Raw genomic sequence first — 18,131 nt, forward strand, 5'->3', positions numbered from 1 at the left:
AGTCAGTCGTCCTTCAAAGTCCACTGCGGACCGTCGGGGGTGTCCTCGACGGCGATGCCCGCCTCGAACAGTGAGTCGCGCAACGCGTCGGAGCGTGCGAAATCCCTGCTCTTGCGAGCTTCCTGGCGCTCGACGAGCAGCCGATCAACCAGCGTGGTCAGCGCCTGCCGCATGCCGAGATCGGCAGACGACTGGTCGTTCCACTTCGGCGCCAACGGGTCGACGCCGAGGATGTCGGCCATCCGGCGGACGCACTCGGCGGCCTCGCGGGCCGTCTCGTGGTCGCCGTCGGCGAGTGCCGTGTTGCCCTGACGCACCTTGTTGTGCAGTGCTGCCACGGCCTGAGGCGTGTTCAGGTCGTTGTCCATCGCAACGACGAAATCCGGGCACATGTCGCCACGGAGCTGAACCTGGCCCACACGCTCGGCGACGCGGCGCAGGAACGACTCGATGCGCCCGTAGGACGTCACCGCCTCCTGCAACGCCTCTTCCGAGTACTCGATGTGCGAGCGGTAGTGCGGCGAAACGAGGTAGTACCGCAGCTCCTGGGCGCGGACCAGCTCCAGCATCGCCGGGATGGACACGGTGTTGCCCAGCGACTTGGCCATCTTCTCGCCGGACATCGTGACCCAGTAGTTGTGCATCCAGTAGTTCGCGAAGCCGTCACCGGCCGCGCGCGACTGGGCCTGCTCGTTCTCGTGGTGCGGGAAGATCAGGTCGAGCCCGCCGCCGTGGATGTCGAACGTGCCGCCGAGGTACGTCGTGGCCATCGCGGAGCACTCGAGGTGCCAGCCGGGCCGTCCGTTGCCCCACGGCGTCGGCCAGCTCGGCTCACCGGGCTTGGCGGCCTTCCACAGCGTGAAGTCGCGTGCGTCCCGCTTGCCGCGCACGTCGGTCTCGCCCTGCTGCTGGTCGTCGAGCTTGCGGCCGGACAGCGCGCCGTACTCGGGGAACGAACGCACGTCGAAGTAGACGTCGCCGTCCACGTCGTACGCGTGGCCCTTGTCGATCAGCCGCTGCATCAGCTCGACCATCTGCGTCACGTGCCCGGTGGCACGCGGCGCGTAGGTCGGCGGCAGGCAGCCGAGCGCGTTGTAGGCGTCCTCGAAGGCCAGCTCGTGCTTGTACGCCCAGGCCCACCACGGCTTGTCGTGCTCCGCGGCCTTGCTGAGGATCTTGTCGTCGATGTCGGTGACGTTGCGGACCAGCGTGACCTCGGCACCGTCGCGCGCCAGCCAGCGGCGCAGCACGTCGAAGTTCAGACCGCTGCGCACGTGCCCGATATGAGGTACGCCCTGCACGGTCGCCCCACACACGTAGATCGACGCCGTTCCGTTGACCTGCGGGTGGAACTCCCGCATGGACCGGCTCGCGGTGTCGTAGATGTGGAGGCTCACACGGGAATGGTACGGGCCACATCCAAAAGAGCGTTCGGGCGGTCACTCGTCGGAACCGGGTTGACGAGCCGGAAGGCGCAACCGATCGCCTCCGCTCCGCCGTCCGCCTCCTCGCTGTCACCCACCATTACTGCATCGCGTGGATCGACGCCCAGCCGTTCGCACGCCGTGGTGAAGATCTTCGGGTCCGGCTTGATGACGCCTTCTTCATAAGACAGCACGAACTCGTCCACGAGGTGCGTCAGGCCGTGCCGCTCGAACACCGCGCGGATGTCCCAGCCGATGTTGCTGACGACCGCGACGGGGATGTCCTTCAGGTGTTCCAGCGTGGCCTTGGTGTCCGGGTACGGCTGCCAGGAGTCGGCGTGCAGCAGCTGGTCGTAGAGCGCCTCGGCGTCGGGCACCAGCGCGTCGTTGAGCACCTTGACGTGGACCCAGCGGTGGACGTCGGGGTCGAGGTCGCGGCGCTGCCACGCGTCGACGAGTTCCGGGTCCATGCCGTCGGCGATGCCGACCGGGGCGGTGAGAGCTCGCATCAGGTCGCCGTTGGACTCGAGCTCGGGGTGCTCGAGCCGGAAGAGCGTGCCGGAGAAGTCGAAGAGCGCAGCGCGGATCGTCACGCTCCCGACTCTACGTTCTCTCGCCTAGGTGGTCTGGACCTTTTTGAGCTCGGCCTCCACCGCGGACGGGTTGTAGGAGAGATGCAGCTGCAGGTCGCCCGCACCGCGTTCGCTGGCGGCCGCCAACGCGTGGACGAACTCCTCGATCTGCGTGAGCGGCTCGTTCGCGAGCTGCGCCGCCGTTTGGTAGAGCATCGTGAAACGGGAGGGCGTCGGGGTGCCGCGCAGGTCAGCCGACCAGTCGAGCAGCTTCTCGTACTCCTCGACGAAGCGGTTGGCCAGCTGCCGGATCCGCTCGCGGTCGCCCGGCCTGCCGGCCGGGCCGAACGCCCATTGCTGTTTGCCGGGGGAGAGCAGGTCCGCGATGCCGTTGATGATCTTGTCGAACAGCTGGGAGCGCGTCATGAAGTAGTCGAGCGCCTCGGTGTCCGTGGTCAGCGCGCGTCGAGGCGTGGAGAAGGCCATCTCGTGGCTGGTCCGCTTGTCCTCGAGCCTGCGCATGTGCATCGAGACGTTGTCGGAGAACAGCTGGTACTCCCAGCCGGGCTCCGGTCCGTCGACCTTGGTGCCCACCTTCTCGGCGATCATCCTGGCCAGCTCGCGCGGGGTGCGGTTGCGCAGGTCGATGAAGCCGGTGCCGACGCGCAGTGCGGGGACCTCGCTGTCGTCGAACCGCGCGGGCAGCACGTACTCGGCGTCCTGGACCATCGCGCGGTCGAACGCGGCACGCCGCTCGTGCTTGGTCCACATCTTCCGCACGTAGGCCTCGGAGATGAACATCACGCAGAAGCGGGAGTCGCGCCGGTAGATCTCGTCGAGGTGCTCGACCAGGTTCTTGCCCCAGAGATCGGCCTGCTCGTCGGTGTCGTAGAAGCGGGAGACGCCTAGGTCGGTCAGGTGGCGGGCCACCTCTTCGACGTAGTCGCGGTTTTCGCCGGCGAAGGAGAGACACACGTCGTACTTGGGCACCTCGGGGAGCTTAGTGGCGGGAACCACAGGCTCCGCGCGGGAGTTGTCCAGGTATGAGCCTGGGGTTCCTTTTCGCGATGTCGTTACCCGCGTTGGTGGCGGCCTTGTTCCTGCTCGCCGTGATCGAACGGTTCGCGCGCGGGAAGAAGGGCACGCCGATGGCCACGGCCGGGATCGGTGAGCTCGGTGCGACGTTCGAGGCCGGCAAGCGCGAGGAGCTCGAGTTCCGCAAGGAGGAACGGCAGCTGCGCGACGAGGAGGGGGACGGCGCGCCGCCGCGAAGCCGGGTGGACCTCGACGGCGGCACCGCTGTCCTGAAGGTGCCGGACCAGCGGATGCCCAGCTAGCACCTGCCTCGGTACGGGGTCAGGTCGCGCTGATCAGCAGGGCCGTGGCGATCGCCGCGATGCCCTCGTTGCGCCCGGTGAGGCCGAGACCGTCCGTGGTGGTGCCGGCGACGGAGACCGGGCCGCCGACAGCCTCGGAAAGCGTTTTCTGGGCTTCTGCGCGGCGCTTGCCGATGCGCGGCTCGTTGCCGATGACCTGCACTGTGGCGTTTCCCACACGGAAGCCGGCCTCTTCGACGAGGCGGCGGACCTCGGTGAGCAGGACCACGCCGTGCGCGCCTGACCAGCGCGGGTCGGACGTGCCGAAGACCTCGCCCAGGTCACCGAGGCCGGCGGCGGAGAGCAACGCGTCGCACAGCGCGTGCGAGGCGACGTCACCGTCGGAGTGACCCGCGCAACCGTCCACGCCTTCCCACAGCAGTCCGGCGATCCAGCACTCGCGACCTGCCTCGATCGGGTGGACGTCGACGCCCTGGCCGATCCTCACGCGCTTCCTCCAGTGAACAGTGCCTCCGCGACCGCGAGGTCGAACGGGGTGGTGATCTTCATGGCGTGTGCGTGGCCGGGAACCGTGTGGACCTGGCCGCCGTTCTTCTCCACGAGACCAGCGTCGTCAGTTGCGGCAATACCGGAGCAATAGGCGGCTTTGAGAGTCTCGGCGCGAAAACCCTGCGGGGTCTGGACGACTCGCAGACCGGCACGGTCAGGTGTGGAGACGACCACTCCGACCTCGTCCACCTGCTTGATGGTGTCGGTCACCGGAAGCACCGGGATGACGGCGTCGTGCCCGTCGCGCACCGCGGCCACGACGTCGGCGATGACCTCGGGAGGGGTGAAGGCACGGGCAGCGTCGTGGACCAGCACGATCGAGGTGTCCGGGATCACGCGGAGCGCGTGTTCGAGGGCGAGGCGCACCGAGTCGGTGCGTTCGGCGCCCCCTGAAAGCACGTGCACCGCCCCGCCGGCCGGGGCCAGCGAGGCGGTAGCGGTGTGCACCAAGTCCACATCGGACGGTGGAGCGGCGATGACCACGTGCTGAACCTGGCCTGATGCGAACAGGCCTTGCACGGCACGGGTCAGGAGCGGCACTCCGTTGACCGGCACGAGCGCCTTGGGCATCCCGTAGCCCAGACGCTCACCCCGCCCTGCCGCGGGCACGAGCGCGACAACACTCATGTTCGCGGTTGGTCCGATGCTCTGTGTTTGTTTTGTTGGGAACTACGACGCAGTGGCGAGAACTTCGTCGAGGAGAACCTCGGCCTTGTCCTCGTCGGTGCCTTCGGCCAGCGCCAGCTCGCTGACCAGTATCTGCCGCGCCTTCGCCAGCATGCGCTTCTCGCCGGCGGACAGCCCGCGATCCTTCTCGCGCCGCCAGAGGTCGCGCACCACTTCCGCAACCTTGTTCACGTCGCCGGAGGCGAGCTTCTCAAGGTTGGCCTTGTACCGCCGAGACCAGTTGGTCGGCTCCTCGGTGTGGGGAGCACGCAAGACCTCGAAAACCTTGTCGAGCCCTTCCTGGCCGACAACGTCACGCACGCCTACGATTTCGGCGTTGTCAGCGGGAACCCGAACGGTGAGGTCGCCCTGCGCTACCTTGAGAACGAGGTACTTCTTCTCCTCGCCCTTGATCACGCGGGTCTCGATTGCTTCGATGAGAGCGGCACCGTGGTGCGGGTAGACGACGGTCTCTCCGACCTTGAAAACCATGTGTCCTCTGCCCCTTTCGATGCCTCCATCCTAACACGTCCGGCAACCCTCCGATCGCTGCTCGATGATCCGTAAGTGCTGGTCAGGGCCATGCGGGGGGTTGACAAACCACCTGTTCGCGTGCAAGGTACGACTCATCGAAGATCGAATGGCACCACGTGCCGTGCGCTTTTCGGGTCCCGGTTAGGCTCCTCGCCTGGTGGTTGTTCCCTAGGAAGGACGCTGGAGCCGTGAATTCAGGAGTGTCTCGCCGGATGATCGTGACGGCAGCGCTGGCCGCGGGCCTCGGCCTGGTGGCGGTCGGCTGCAGCGCCGGTCAGGTCACCCAGACCGACACCCAGGTCGCCGCGGTCGACGGTGCGAGCGGCAACGCTGGCCCCATCGCGGTGCGCAACGTCATGCTGGCCTTCCCGCCGGACGGCAACCGGTATCACGAGGGTGAAGACGTGCCGATGACCTTCGTCATCGCGAACACGGGCGAGAACCCGGACAAGCTGCTGTCGATCAAGTCCGACGCCGCGGAGGCCGAGGCCGAGATCGTCGGCGGCAAGGACATCCCGTCGCGGTACGCGCTGCAGGCCGAGTACGACGCCTCGAAGGCGCCGACGAAGACCTCCGCGCCGTCGTCCTCGTCGCACGCCCCGGATTCGTCGCACGCCCCGGATTCGTCGCACGCCCCCTCGTCGTCGAACGCGCCTTCCTCGTCGGTCTCGCCGACGTCCGGCGCGCCTTCGTCGTCCTCGGTGTCGCCGACCTCTGGTTCCGTGACGCCGTCGTCGTCCGGTTCGGTGTCGCCCTCCTCGGGCCGCCCGTCGGGTTCGTCCGTCGCGCCGACCTCGTCGTCGGCCGCGATTCCGGACGACCTCGAGGTGCTGCACATCCGCTGCACGCTGAAGAAGGTCAAGCGCGACGTGGTGGCCGCGCAGACCATCAAGGTCACGTTCCTCTTCGAGAAGGCCGGTTCGGTCACGCTCGAGGTGCCGATCGCGCCGTCCGAGCACAAGCGCGTCAGCGAGGGCCACGAAACCGGCGGTCACTGAGTTCTTTGCCGCTGCTTCGCAGACGGCGGCGAGTTCGTCTTCAAGTCGGTCGTCCGGCCACCGCTTCGGCCCGAATCGCCTTCGGCGGTTGACCCGAAGAGGTAACCGGACGACCGACACGAACTCGCGAGATGGCGAAAACGCCGCTCCCTCGTTGTGAGGGGGCGGCGTTTGTCGTTGGGCGATCAGCGAGCGATCAGGCAGCCTTGAGCATCGGGCGGAACTTGTCGCGGTAGGCCCACGCCAGGCCGATCTCGGCCGCGACCACGAGCAGTGCGATGACCAGGCCGGACGGCTCCAGGAAGACGTGGAACAGGAAGATGTTCACGACCATCGGGGCCAGCATCGCGAGCGCCAGCGGCACGAAGCGGCCGATGATCAGCAGCAGGCCGGCGAGGAGCTGGACGCCGGACGCGAGCTGCAGCATGTACCCGGTCGCGTAGAGCGCGGCGCTGAACGCGACACCTTCGGGTGCCATCGTGCTGGGGTCCGGGGCGGGCATGAACATGATGAAGCCGTTCAGGCCGGTCGTGGCGAACAGCAGGCCGGTCAGCACGCGGGTGACGACGGTGGCGTAGCGGCCGAGGGCGAACTTGCGGGTCTGCGTCGCGGAAACGGTTGCGGTGCTCACTGTGTCCTCCAGGCTTGTCGTGTCCTTCCACTGATGCGTCGAACGGGCTCCTGGCTGGATCGACAAACCGGCCCAAAAATCTTGGAAGTTTCTTCGACAGCCCCCTGACCTGGGGTGCGAGTTCGTGTCGGTCGTCCGGTCGCCTCTTCGGGTCAACCGCCGAAGGCGATTCGGGCCGAAGCGGTGGCCGGACGACCGACTTGAAGACGAACTCGCCGCCGTCTGCGGAGCAGCGGCCACAAACACTGTCGGGGGTCTGCTCTACGGTTCGATCCGTGGCGAAGACAGCGCGGCCGATCTTCCGTTGTGCCGAGTGCGGGCACGAGGTGGCGAAGTGGTTCGGCCGCTGCCCCGAGTGCCAGGCGTGGGGCAGCATCGAGGAACGTGGCACGGCATCGGTGACCCGCGTGGTCGCCGGCGCGCCCACGTCCGCGGCGCGCCCGATCGGCGAGGTCGACATCGAGTCGGCGCGGGCGCTGACGACTGGCGTCAGCGAGTTCGACCGGGTCCTCGGCGGCGGTCTGGTGCCGGGCGCCGTCGTGCTGCTCGCCGGCGAGCCGGGCGTGGGCAAGTCGACGTTGCTGCTGGAGACCGCGCACCGCTGGGCCGAGCACCACGGCCGCTGCCTCTACGTCACGGGCGAGGAGTCCGCGGGTCAGGTGCGGCTGCGCGCCGAACGCACCGGCAACCTGCACGCCGAGATGTACCTGGCGGCCGAGAGCGAGCTCAGCGCGTTGCTCGGCCAGGTGGACGCGGTGAAGCCGTCGATGTTGATCGTCGACTCCATCCAGACCATGTCGACGGTGAGCGTCGAGGGCGTGCCCGGCGGCGTCACCCAGGTGCGCACCGTCGCATCAGGACTCATCGCGATGGCCAAGGAACGCGGCCTGCCGGTTGTACTGGTCGGACACGTCACCAAGGACGGATCCGTTGCAGGGCCCCGAGTTCTGGAACACCTCGTCGACGTCGTCCTGCAGTTCGAGGGCGACCGGCACTCCAGCCTGCGACTGCTGCGCGGCATCAAGAACCGCTACGGCGCGGCCGACGAGGTGGGCTGCTTCGAGCTGCGCGACGACGGCATCGTGGGCGTCCCGGACCCGTCCGGCCTGTTCCTCACGCGCCGCGAGAAGGCCGTCGAGGGCACCTGCGTCACGGTGATCGTCGAGGGCAAGCGCCCGATGCTCGGCGAGGTGCAGGCCCTGGTAGCCAAGACGAACCTGCCCGCACCGCGCCGCGCGGTGAGCGGCCTTGACTCCGCGCGCATCTCGATGGCGCTGGCAGTGCTGGAGAAGCGCGGCAAGGTCAACCTGTTCCAGAAGGACGTCTTCACCGCGACCGTGGGCGGCATGCGCCTGATCGAGCCCGCCGCCGACCTCGCCGTGGTGCTGGCGGTGGCGTCCGCCGAACGGGAGATCGCCCTGCCCGCCGACCTGGTCGTGCTGGGCGAGGTGGGGCTCGCCGGGGAGATCCGGCGCGTCAACGGGGTGGGCAAGAGGCTTCAGGAGGCCGCGCGGCTGGGGTTCAAGAAGGCTTTGGTGCCGCCGGACCACGGGCCGTTGCCGGAGGGGGTGCGGGCGCTGGTGGCGAACGACCTGGTGTCGGCGCTGGAGGTGCTCGGGCTGAATCGGCGTCGCAGCACCAAGGGCGACGACGGCGGCAAGCCCGAAGATGACTGACCTGCTGCGCCGTGCCCTTGCGCTCGTGCCCGACGACGCGCGCAGCGACACCGGGGCCTCGGCCGCGGACGTGCGGGGGTACCTCGACCAGAACGAGTGGGAGTTCGCGCTCGACCTGCTCGGAGACTTCGGCGGCATCGCCTGGCAGACGTCGGAGTACTGGTTCCTGCTGGCCGGCGCGGCCAAGGAGCTGTACCTGCCCTTCAAGTGGTTTCACTGGCGCGAGACCGAGACGCGCCTGGGCCTGATCCGCGTCGACCTCCAGTTGGTGCCCAGCACCAGAAACCCGATTCCGGCCGAGGGCGTGCTGCGGCCGCTGTGGCACGTGGGTGGTGGCGATCACCGGGTGGCTGTGATGTGGATCGAGGCGAAGCCCGAACTGGAGCCCGGTGGCCGTGCGACGGTCCGGCTGGCGGCGCTGTCGCCGGAGGGGTGGCGCCACCTCGCGCCGGGCGACGTGATCACCATGCACGAGGGACAGCCGGTGGCTGGAACGGCGACTGTGATCGAATGTGCGGGTGTTGGGGAGGCACGACCGCGAGATAGGTGAGTTGTTGCGGTTCGCCGCGGGCATGGTCCCGGCGGAGGTGCAGAGCGAGGACGTGCTCGACCACCTCGACCACGAAGAGTGGGAGCTGGTGCTCGATCTGCTGGGGGAGTTCGACGGCAACACCTGGCAGACGCCGCGTTACTGGGCCCTGCTGGCCGAGGCGGCCACGCAGATGGACGTGGACGGGGCCTGGTTCCAGTGGCGGTGCGTGGAGTCGATCCAGGGCGTGTTGCGGGTGGAGCTGGTGCTCGGGCTCGACGCGGAACCGTTGCAGGCCAGGGGAGAGCGGCCTACGTGGGACGTGACGGGCAACCATCGGCGGGTCGCGGCGTTGTGGATCGAGTCCAAGCCCGTGCTGGGGCCGGGTGAGCGTGCGACGGCGCGGCTGAGGCCGTTCGTGCCGCCGGCGTGGACGCATCTCATCCGGGGTGACCTGATCACGCTGCTCGGCAGTTCGCCGGGCACTGCGAAGATCATTGAAAAAGTGCCGCCGCGGCCCTAGGAGGACCGCGGCGGCATCGAAATCAGACTTACTGGGACAGCAGCTGGGCGCAGCGGATCAGGCCCAGGTGCGAGTACGCCTGCGGGTGGTTGCCCAGCGAACGCTCGGCGACCGGGTCGTACTCCTCTGGCAGCAGGCCGGTGGGGCCCGCGGCCGCGACGATCTGGCCGAACAGCTCCTCGGCCTCGGTGCGGCGGCCGGTCAGCAGGTACGACTCGATCATCCAGGCGGCGCAGAGGTGGAAGCCGCCCTCGTCGCCCGGCAGGCCGTCGTCGCGGTGGTAGCGGTACACGGTCGAACCGGACCGCAGTTCCGCCTCGATGGCCGTGACGGTGGACTGGAAGCGCTCGTCGGTCGGGTCGATCAGACCCGACAGGCCGACGAACAGGGAGGCGGCGTCGAGGTCGTCGCCGTCGTAGGCCGTGGTGAAGGACTGGACTTCGTCGTTCCAGCCGTTCTTCAGCACGTCCGTGGCGATCGTGTCGCGCAACGGCACCCACGACGGGTCCAGCTCGCGGCCGAACTGTTCGCCGAGCTTGATCGCGCGGTCGATGGTCAGCCAGCACATGACCTTCGAGTACACGTGGTGGCGCGGCGCGTGCCGCTCCTCCCAGATGCCGTGGTCGGGCTCGTGCCAGCGCCGCGAGACGGCTTCGGCCATCGCCTCGGCCATGGCCCAGTCGGCGTCCGACAACGAACCACGCGCCGACGCCAGCTGCACCACGAGATCCACGACCGGACCGAACACGTCGAGCTGCACCTGCTGGTTCGCGAGGTTGCCGACGCGCACGGGACGCGAGCCCGCGTAGCCGGGCAGCGTGTCGATCACGGCTTCGGCACCGAGTTGCGTGCCGTGCAGCGTGTACAGCGGGTGCAGGCGCTCCGGGCCAGGGATGGTCTCCAGGACGCCGTGCAGCCACGCCAGGAAGCCGTCAGCCTCCGCGAAGGAGCCCACCGAGACCAGCGCGGCGGCGGTCATCGCGCCGTCACGCAGCCAGCAGTAGCGGTAGTCCCAGTTGCGGACACCGCCCAGCTCCTCAGGCAGCGACGTGGTGGCCGCCGCCATGATCGAGCCGGAGTCCTTGTGTACCAGGCCGCGCAGCGTCAGGGCCGAGCGCAGCACCAGATCCGTCTGCACGGTCGGCAACCGAAGCCCCGCCGCCCAGTCCGACCAGTAGCCCGCGGCACGGTCACGACGAACGGACTCGGCCTGGGCGTGCTCGGAGATGTCGTCGGTGCCGCAACGCAGCTCCAGCAACACCGGCGCGCCCTCACGCGGGCGAACCACGGCGCGTGCGGTCTCCTGCACGCCGTCGGAGGTGATCTCCCAGTCGACGCCGGGCGACCGCAGCACCATCGGGTCCGAGGTGCCGACGACCCGCAGGCCTTCCTGCTCGCGGATGAACCGCACGGGCACCTGACCGAACTCCGGCCGCGGCGCGAACGTGATCACCGCGTTGGTCGAGCCGGAGATGCGGCGCACCAGGTCGGTGCGGTGCGAGGCGAGGTCGTGCTCCAGGTAGTCCGTCACCAGGAGTCGCGACCAGCGGGTCTCCACGATCATCGTGCCCGGCAGGTAGCGCTGGCCCAGCGGCAGCGACCCGTGCTCCGGCTTGATCGAGAAGTGGCCGGCGGCCGGACCGCCCAGCAGGTCCGCGAAGATCGCCGCGGAGTCCGGTTCCGGGTGGCACAGCCAGTTGACCTTGGCATCGGGCGTGACCAGGGCGACCGAACGCTCGTTCGCGAGCATGGTCAGTCGCTCGATCGGCACGGCCTGGTCGCCGTGCAGCCACGCGCGGCGCTCCTCCAGGAGGAACGCGAGCACGGTGGCCACGTCGGCGGGGTCGTTCACGTAGTGCTCGGCCAGCGACTCGCCGGCACCCACGCGGATGCCGACGTCCGGGCCGGACAGGCGCGCGAACGCCTTCTCGTCCGTCACGTCGTCGCCCAGGAAGACCGCCGCGGTGGCGCCTACCTGGTGCCGCAGGATGTCGAGGGCGTGGCCCTTGTCGGTCTCGACGACGGCGAGCTCGATGACGGCCTTGCCCTCGGTGACCTGCACACCTTCCCAGGTGCACGGGCCGGAGCGGACGGCGGTGAGCACGGCCTCCCCGATGGCCTCGCTCGCGGCACGGCGCACGTGCACCGCGACGGAGGCGGGCTTGACCTCGAGCTGGACGCCTTCTTGGCCGTCGGCGATCTCTTCGAGCTCGGCTTCGATGCGCCGCAGCAACGCCTTGGCGTTGGCGTCCAGCGCGTGCACGAAGCCGACGTCGAACTCGGAGCCGTGCGAGCCCACCAGGTGGACCTCGCCAGGCAGGCGGGAAAGGGTGGCCAGGTCGCGCAGCGCACGGCCCGAGATCACGGCTGACGTGGTCTCGTGCAGGCTCGCGAGCGAACGCAGTGCGTTCACCGACTCCGGAAGCGGGCGTGCCTGCTCCGGGTCGGCCACGATCGGCGCGAGTGTTCCGTCGTAGTCGCTGGCGACCAGTAGTCGCGGGGTCCGCGCGAGCTGAACGATCGCTCGGCGCAGTTCGGCGGGGAGGGCCTCGGCGGTCAACGCCCCTCCTGGAGCACTCGATGGGTCAGTGGGATCTGAAAGGATTCAGACCGAGGTCTGCGTGCCCAACGCCTCCAGGAAGGACCTCGCCCAGCGGTCAACGTCGTGGGTGAGGACCTGGCGGCGCAGCGCGCGCATCCTACGGCGGCCTTCAGCGGGATCGATGTCGAGGGCGGCCTGCAGTGCGTTCTTGACACCGTCCAGATCATGGGGGTTCACCAGGAACGCACTGGTCAGTTCTGCGGCAGCGCCGGCGAACTCGCTGAGCACCAGAGCTCCACCAAGATCATATCGGCAGGCGACGTACTCCTTGCACACGAGGTTCATTCCGTCCCGAACGGGCGTGACGACCATGACGTCCGCCGCGCTCATGAACGCGACGAGCTCCTCGCGGTTCACCGACTGGTGGAGGTAGTGCACGACGGGCTTGCCGACCCGTCCGAACTCGCCGTTGATCCGGCCGACCGACTGCTCGATGTCCTGGCGCATCGTCTTGTAGTGGTCGACCCGTTCCCTGCTGGGGGTGGCCAGCTGGACCATCGTGACGTCCTCCGGGTCCACGCGTCCGTCCGCGATCAGCTCGTACAGAGCGCGGATCCTGACGTCGATGCCCTTCGTGTAGTCGAGACGGTCCACGCCCAACAGGATGCGCTTGGGGTTGCCGAGGTCCGCTCGAATCTGCTTCGCACGGGCCTGCGTCTCCTTGCGGCGAGCCACCGCGTCGAGCCCCGCGCTGTCGATCGAGATCGGGAACGCGCCGACGCGCACGGTCCGGTCGCCGACCTGCACGACACCTGGCCGGGTGCGGACACCGACGGTGCCGCGGCTGGGCTCCAGGCCGACGAGCCGGCGGGCCAGCCAGAGGAAGTTCTGCGCGCCGCCGGGCCGGTGGAAGCCCACGAGGTCGGCGCCGAGCAGACCGCGGATGATCTCCGTGCGCCACGGGAGCTGCATGAACAGCTCGACCGGCGGGAACGGGATGTGCAGGAAGAAGCCGATCTTCAGGTCGGGCCGCTGCTCGCGCAGCATCGCCGGGACGAGCTGCAGCTGGTAGTCCTGCACCCAGACGGTCGCGCCCTGGGCGGCGACCTTAGCGGTCGCGTCGGCGAACCGCTGGTTGACCCGCACGTAGGAGTTCCACCAGTGCCGGTGGAACGCGGGCTGGGCGACGACGTCGTGGTAGAGCGGCCAGAGGGTGCCGTTGGAGAAGCCCTCGTAGTAGTCCTCGACCTCTTTGGCGGACAGCTCGACCGGGTGCAGCAGCAGGCCGTCGTCCTCGAACGGCGAGACCACGGCGTCGGCCACACCGGGCCAGCCGACCCATGCGCCGCTGTGTGAGCGGAGGAACGGTTCGAGCGCACTCACCAGCCCTCCAGGGCTGTGCTTCCAACGTTCTGTGCCGTCGGGCAAGCGCTCCAGGTCAACCGGCAGCCGGTTGGCCACGACTACGAATTCCGCCCCGTTCTCGCCAATGTCCATGCTCACAAAAACCCAGGTTAGTGCGGTCGCGTGGCCGCTGCGTGTCGTGTAACCCCCGTCACAGGGAGGTTCACTCCAACCGACGCTCGGTGGGTTTGAGCGGCCCGGACATGCGCGGACCAGCGAACTTGCGCTCCAATCGGCCCAGTCCGGTGCGCACCGGCTGGGCCAGGTACTCACCGAAAACGACCCCTCCGGCCAGGGCGAGAGCAATACCACTCGCGAACACCAGCGTGCTCAAACCGGCCGGATCGCCCTCCGCGGTGAGCTGGAACAGCCCCTGGTAGGTGGTCCAGCCGGGCAGCAGCGGCACGACCCCCGCCTGCACGACGACGAGCGTCGGGATGCGCAGCCGCCGGGTCATCGTCGCGCCGCCGAACCCGGTGATCGCGGCGGCCAGTGCGGACCCGAGCAGCGCGTCCAGACCGGCGCTCGTCACGAGACCGTAGGTGGCCGTGCCGATCGCGCCGGAGATGGCGGCGGCGATGAGCGCACGGGGCCGGGCGTAACAGGCGAGCGCGAAGAACGCACTGGTCGCCGCACCTGCCGCGAACTGCATCGGCACGGCGGAGATCAACGCGGGCAACGGGTCGCTGAGCCTGATGTCCAGTCCGAAGTGGACGGCGGCGCGGATCGCCAGCGCGACGCCCGCGATCAGGCCCGCGCTGAGCAGCACGGTTTCGACCGTGCGGCCCGCGGCGGTGACGTTGTAGCCGGAGATCGCGTCCTGCACGGTGCTGACCAGCGCGAGCCCGGACAGCAGCACGACGATCCCGACCGCGACCAGCAGGCTCGGCCGCACCGGCAGCAACCCGGTCGAGTAGATGGCCAGCGCGGCACCCGTGCCGAGCCCACCGCCGACGAGTTGCTGGAAGAAGAACGGGAGCGCACGGCGGTTGAGGAGCCTGCCGACCCGGTCGACCACGGCGGTGATGGCCGCGGCGGTGATCGCGAGCACCAGCCCGCCACCGACGAGGAAAGCGACCGCGGCGGCCATTCCTCCCCACGCGGCAGTCGCGACCCAGCGCGGATACGGGTGCTTGGCGTTGGTGATGTCTTCCAGCCGTGCGTGCGCTTCTTCGATCGGCCCGAGATTGCGCACGAGGTGCTCGACGTCCGCGAGTCGCGTGTAGTCGAGACCACGCTGCCGGACGACCCTGATCGAGGTGATAGGCGGTGCCTCTGTGCCGCGATGACACGACACGCTGATAGAGGTGTAGATCACGTCTACTTCGGTATGGGGAAGTCCATAGCTCTCGGTGACGGAGAGAATCGTGGCTGTTACGTCGGCCGCGCCCGCACCACTGGACATTTGGACCTCACCGATCTTCAGTGCGAGATCGAGTACCAGGTGAACCGTGGTGTCATCGGGCAGAGCGGGGCCGTGCAGGCTGTTCGTGGAAATCTTGCGCACCTCCGTCGTGTGATCGTGAGGAGTCGTTCGACTGTTGCTGTGTCGTCTGCCACCTCCGATCGGGCGACCCAAAACGGAGGACATGATCACTGTCTGTTGGTTACCCTCCTGACCTGGTCAAGGCGGCCTGTGCGGCGCTTTGAGCCACTCAGTTGGTTGGTCTGACTCCGGTCGGAGCAATCCGATCACACTGAGAGCAGACCGTTCGCCGCAGGTAGCACCCGCAACGGGCGCTTACCATGTTCGCGAACACGAGCCAGGCCGGCGTAGCTCAATTGGCAGAGCACTCGCCTTGTAAGCGAAAGGTTAGGGGTTCGATTCCCCTCGCCGGCTCTATTGCAGAAGGGGGTTCGCCCAGGTGGGCGGGCCCCCGTCTCAATTCGACGTGACAGTTCGTCAGCTTTTGCGAACGAGCCCGGTAAAGCCCGCGACGCTCAGCGTGGCGAACGACCAACCCAGGATCTGCACCACCCAGCCTGCTCCGGTCGCCCACTGTCCGGCTGGCCCGTTCGCCAGTTCGCAACGCGGTGTCCCGCCGAGCTTCACCAGCGGGATCGCGAGATCCGCCGCAAGACTGATTCTGTTCACCGGTGAACACGAGTCGGCGGGGCGGTCCTTGGCCGGTGTAAGGCCGTTATAGGCATTGGTTGTCCACACGAGACAAAGCGCGAGCACGAACGTGGCGAGCAGTCCGGCGACCGCTCTGGACGGCTTGTAGCCGTAGCCGAGCGTGACGCCGAGGAACCAGTGCCAGAGCTTGTTGCCGGGGTCGCCGCGGCGGCGGAGGTCCCGTTGCTGGGCGATGAGGACCTTGCGCGCGGTGTGTTCGTGACCGGCGGCTCGGTGGACGGCGGCGAGTTGTTGATATGGCTGCGCTTCGTACTCCAGCGTGTGGTTGCGCAGCATCGTGAGCCATGCGTTGGTGTCGTCAGGTGGCTCCGGATAGGTGAGGCCGTTCAGCGATGCGGTGAACGGACCGGCGTCGATGTGCTGCATGACGCCGAGGCGGAGCGCCCGTCCGGCTCTCGTGGCGAACAGGTCGACAGCGAAACCGCTGCGGTGATTGACGATCTTTTCGGGGTTGACGGCGATCTCGCCTCCGACGTCGGTGTCGCTGATCTCCAGCGCGGCACCGAACGACTCCGCCTCGATGCGCGAGCCCGCGACCAGCAGGCTGCCCTCGACGACCGCTCGGTGCACCACCACTGCCCGGCCGCCCCGGTTGCGAATCGACCCACCGATCCAGAGGTCTCCGCCCAATCTCGTGTTGACGAGTTCGACGGCGGCATCGGTGCTGTTCGTCAGGACGTTGAAGCCGCGGTCGAGCGTTATGCCGGAGCGGATGTGCGCGCCGCTGCCGCGCAGGGCGATGCTCGCCTCACTGCGCAACACGGCGCCGGCGAGCTCCATCCCGCGCGCCGTCGCGTCGACGAAGGTCAACGCGTCGCCGTTCCCCCTCGCCCGTGCGAAAGCGTGGTGCAGCCTGATCACGCCACCGATCCGCGCACCGTCGAGGTAGATCGCGTCGCCGTCGGCGTCCACGACGGCGTTGTTGAGCATGAGGTCCATGCCGATCTCGCAGCTGTCGAGCCAGCACCCGATTCCCTCGGAGGTGACGAACACCCCGTCCATCCACACGTCGCGGCTGACGTGCATGCCGCCGCCGCTGAGTCCGCGCATGCTGCTTCCGGTGAGCAGCAGCGGACCGTCGATCCGTGCGTTGTCCAGGTCGAGCAGCCCGGTGCAGCGGATGTCCCGCATGGCGAGGTAGCTCGTGTGCAGACCCTCGGCGTTGACGCCGGGCACCGTCGAGTCGTCGAGCGACAGCCCGGGAACCTCTGTGTGGAACAGCGACAGCGGCTCCTCGAACAGGCAGTTGTCCAGCAACAACGGGTTCGGCGACTGGAAGAAGTCGAGAGCGAGCTGGCCGGTGATCCGCGCACCGGTCACCTGGAGCCCCACCGGACCGAGGTCGCCGGACTGCAGCAGGTCGCGGACGGCTTCGGCGCGCAGAACGTTGTCGCCCCGGCGGGAGAGATCGAGGATTTCGCCCGCCTCCGCGGCGCGCTTCATGTCCTGCTCTGTCTCACTAGGACGTGACATTCTGGGCCCCATGTCCTACCTCGCGGATAGCGCGCGCTACGACCAGATGACGTACCGGCGGACGGGACGCAGCGGCCTCAAGCTGCCCGCCATCTCGCTCGGACTGTGGCACAACTTCGGCGGCGACCGGCCTTATGAGCTGGGTCGCGGGATCGCGCGGAGGGCGTTCGACCTCGGTGTCACGCACTTCGACCTCGCCAACAACTACGGTCCGCCCTACGGCTCGGCGGAGATCACGTTCGGGCAGATCCTGAAGGATGATCTCAGGCCCTACCGCGATGAGCTCGTCATTTCGACGAAGGCCGGCTACGACATGTGGGCCGGGCCGTACGGGGAGTGGGGCAGCCGCAAGTACCTGCTCAGCTCGCTCGACCAGTCGCTGACCCGGATGGGCCTCGACTACGTCGACATCTTCTACTCCCACCGGTTCGACCCGGAGACGCCGCTCGAGGAGACGATGGGCGCGCTCGTGTCCGCGGTGCAGCAGGGCAAGGCGCTGTACGCGGGCATCTCGTCGTACTCGCCGGCCAAGACGCGGGAGGCGGCCGAGCTGCTGCGGTCCGCGGGCGTGCCGTTGCTGATCCACCAGCCGTCGTACTCGATGCTCAACCGCTGGATCGAGCCGGAGCTGCTGGACGCGCTGGAGGAGGTCGGGGCCGGCTGCATCGCGTTCTCGCCGCTCGCGCAGGGCATGCTGACCGACCGCTACCTCAACGGCATCCCCGAGGGCTCGCGCGCCTCGCAGGGCAAGTCGTTGTCGACGGACCTGCTGAGCGACGAGAACCTCAGCCGGATCCGCTCGCTCAACGAGATCGCCAAGTCGCGCGGGCAGTCGCTCGCCCAGCTCGCGCTGACCTGGACGATCCGCGACCCGCGCGTCACGTCGGCGTTGATCGGCGCGTCCTCGGTCGGGCAGCTGGAGCAGAACCTCGCGGCTCTGCAGGCGCCGCCGCTGACCGACGACGAGCTCGCCGAGATCGACAAGTACGCCGTCGAGTCGGGCATCGACCTGTGGGCGACGAGTTCCAACGCCGAATGACCTGAGGCGTGGGGGATATACACCACACAAACCCGGTGTGGGGAGTGGAGGAGGCCGAACACCGAACGCCCCCGCGGGGGAGGCGGAGGGTAAACCA

General features: G+C 68.4%; 17 protein-coding genes and 1 tRNA gene. 7 read left to right on the forward strand and 11 right to left on the reverse strand.

The features are described 5' to 3' along the window. Window positions 1–2 precede the first annotated feature (2 nt). Genes cysS through ACWGE0_RS40270 form a run of 3 tightly spaced genes read right to left on the reverse strand, consistent with a single transcriptional unit; the run spans window position 3 to window position 2,986 of the window. The gene (gene cysS / locus ACWGE0_RS40260) at window positions 3–1,397 is read right to left on the reverse strand and encodes a cysteine--tRNA ligase (protein ID WP_452266137.1); all 1,395 of its coding nucleotides are present in this window, start codon (window positions 1,395–1,397) and stop codon (window positions 3–5) included. Next, entirely contained in the window at window positions 1,394–2,017 is a 624-nt protein-coding gene (locus ACWGE0_RS40265) for an HAD family hydrolase (protein ID WP_452266138.1), read from the reverse strand. The genes cysS and ACWGE0_RS40265 overlap by 4 nt, the downstream gene beginning before the upstream one ends. Window positions 2,018–2,041: 24 nt before the next feature. Next, window positions 2,042–2,986, reverse strand: coding sequence for a toll/interleukin-1 receptor domain-containing protein (locus ACWGE0_RS40270; RefSeq protein ID WP_452266139.1), 945 nt, complete (start codon window positions 2,984–2,986; stop codon window positions 2,042–2,044). Window positions 2,987–3,039: 53 nt separating this feature from the next. On the opposite strand from ACWGE0_RS40270, the gene ACWGE0_RS40275 reads away from it, so the two are divergent. Then, window positions 3,040–3,333 (forward strand): DUF6191 domain-containing protein, encoded by a 294-nt coding sequence (locus ACWGE0_RS40275; protein WP_452266140.1) that lies wholly within the window; start codon window positions 3,040–3,042, stop codon window positions 3,331–3,333. A 19-nt stretch (window positions 3,334–3,352) separates the two neighbouring features. Here ACWGE0_RS40275 and ispF read toward each other — a convergent pair whose 3' ends face one another. From ispF to ACWGE0_RS40290, 3 genes are read right to left on the reverse strand one after another with little or no spacing between them, the layout of a single operon-like run. After that, entirely contained in the window at window positions 3,353–3,820 is a 468-nt protein-coding gene (ispF, locus tag ACWGE0_RS40280; RefSeq protein WP_452266141.1) for a 2-C-methyl-D-erythritol 2,4-cyclodiphosphate synthase, read from the reverse strand. Next, window positions 3,817–4,509, reverse strand: a complete 693-nt coding sequence (gene ispD, locus ACWGE0_RS40285) for a 2-C-methyl-D-erythritol 4-phosphate cytidylyltransferase (RefSeq protein WP_452266142.1) — start codon at window positions 4,507–4,509, stop codon at window positions 3,817–3,819. The genes ispF and ispD overlap by 4 nt, the downstream gene beginning before the upstream one ends. A 42-nt stretch (window positions 4,510–4,551) precedes the next feature. Further along, the gene (locus ACWGE0_RS40290; RefSeq protein ID WP_012782996.1) at window positions 4,552–5,040 is read right to left on the reverse strand and encodes a CarD family transcriptional regulator; all 489 of its coding nucleotides are present in this window, start codon (window positions 5,038–5,040) and stop codon (window positions 4,552–4,554) included. Between the two features lie 230 nt (window positions 5,041–5,270). On the opposite strand from ACWGE0_RS40290, the gene ACWGE0_RS40295 reads away from it, so the two are divergent. Continuing rightward, window positions 5,271–6,080, forward strand: coding sequence for a hypothetical protein (locus ACWGE0_RS40295; protein WP_452266143.1), 810 nt, complete (start codon window positions 5,271–5,273; stop codon window positions 6,078–6,080). Between the two features lie 196 nt (window positions 6,081–6,276). On the opposite strand, the gene ACWGE0_RS40300 is transcribed toward ACWGE0_RS40295, so the two are convergent. Next, a complete protein-coding gene (locus tag ACWGE0_RS40300; RefSeq protein WP_452266144.1) occupies window positions 6,277–6,711 on the reverse strand; it encodes a hypothetical protein in 435 nt (144 codons plus the stop codon). Between the two features lie 275 nt (window positions 6,712–6,986). Here ACWGE0_RS40300 and radA point away from each other — a divergent pair, with 275 nt between their 5' ends. Genes radA through ACWGE0_RS40315 form a run of 3 tightly spaced genes read left to right on the forward strand, consistent with a single transcriptional unit; the run spans window position 6,987 to window position 9,439 of the window. Next, entirely contained in the window at window positions 6,987–8,387 is a 1,401-nt protein-coding gene (gene radA / locus ACWGE0_RS40305; protein ID WP_452266145.1) for a DNA repair protein RadA, read from the forward strand. Beyond that, window positions 8,380–8,937: a hypothetical protein gene (locus ACWGE0_RS40310; protein ID WP_452266146.1), complete on the forward strand. Its 558-nt coding sequence runs from the start codon at window positions 8,380–8,382 to the stop codon at window positions 8,935–8,937. The genes radA and ACWGE0_RS40310 overlap by 8 nt, the downstream gene beginning before the upstream one ends. Then, the gene (locus tag ACWGE0_RS40315; RefSeq protein ID WP_452266147.1) at window positions 8,909–9,439 is read left to right on the forward strand and encodes a hypothetical protein; all 531 of its coding nucleotides are present in this window, start codon (window positions 8,909–8,911) and stop codon (window positions 9,437–9,439) included. The genes ACWGE0_RS40310 and ACWGE0_RS40315 overlap by 29 nt, the downstream gene beginning before the upstream one ends. 28 nt (window positions 9,440–9,467) lie before the next feature. Here ACWGE0_RS40315 and otsB read toward each other — a convergent pair whose 3' ends face one another. The 3 genes from otsB to ACWGE0_RS40330 form a co-directional block, all read right to left on the reverse strand. Further along, window positions 9,468–11,999 (reverse strand): trehalose-phosphatase, encoded by a 2,532-nt coding sequence (gene otsB, locus ACWGE0_RS40320; RefSeq protein WP_452266148.1) that lies wholly within the window; start codon window positions 11,997–11,999, stop codon window positions 9,468–9,470. 45 nt (window positions 12,000–12,044) lie between these two features. Further along, entirely contained in the window at window positions 12,045–13,478 is a 1,434-nt protein-coding gene (locus ACWGE0_RS40325; RefSeq protein ID WP_452266153.1) for an alpha,alpha-trehalose-phosphate synthase (UDP-forming), read from the reverse strand. 70 nt (window positions 13,479–13,548) lie between these two features. Next, entirely contained in the window at window positions 13,549–14,976 is a 1,428-nt protein-coding gene (locus tag ACWGE0_RS40330) for a threonine/serine ThrE exporter family protein (protein WP_452266149.1), read from the reverse strand. 176 nt (window positions 14,977–15,152) lie between these two features. On the opposite strand from ACWGE0_RS40330, the gene ACWGE0_RS40335 reads away from it, so the two are divergent. Then, a tRNA-Thr gene (locus tag ACWGE0_RS40335) sits at window positions 15,153–15,225 on the forward strand. Between the two features lie 63 nt (window positions 15,226–15,288). On the opposite strand, the gene ACWGE0_RS40340 is transcribed toward ACWGE0_RS40335, so the two are convergent. Next, the gene (locus tag ACWGE0_RS40340) at window positions 15,289–16,965 is read right to left on the reverse strand and encodes a hypothetical protein (protein WP_452266150.1); all 1,677 of its coding nucleotides are present in this window, start codon (window positions 16,963–16,965) and stop codon (window positions 15,289–15,291) included. A 40-nt stretch (window positions 16,966–17,005) separates the two neighbouring features. Between ACWGE0_RS40340 and mgrA the strand changes: the two genes are divergently transcribed. After that, the gene (gene mgrA / locus ACWGE0_RS40345) at window positions 17,006–18,034 is read left to right on the forward strand and encodes an L-glyceraldehyde 3-phosphate reductase (protein ID WP_452266151.1); all 1,029 of its coding nucleotides are present in this window, start codon (window positions 17,006–17,008) and stop codon (window positions 18,032–18,034) included. Window positions 18,035–18,131: the final 97 nt, after the last annotated feature.

The sequence above is a fragment of the Lentzea sp. NPDC054927 genome, assembly GCF_053610285.1.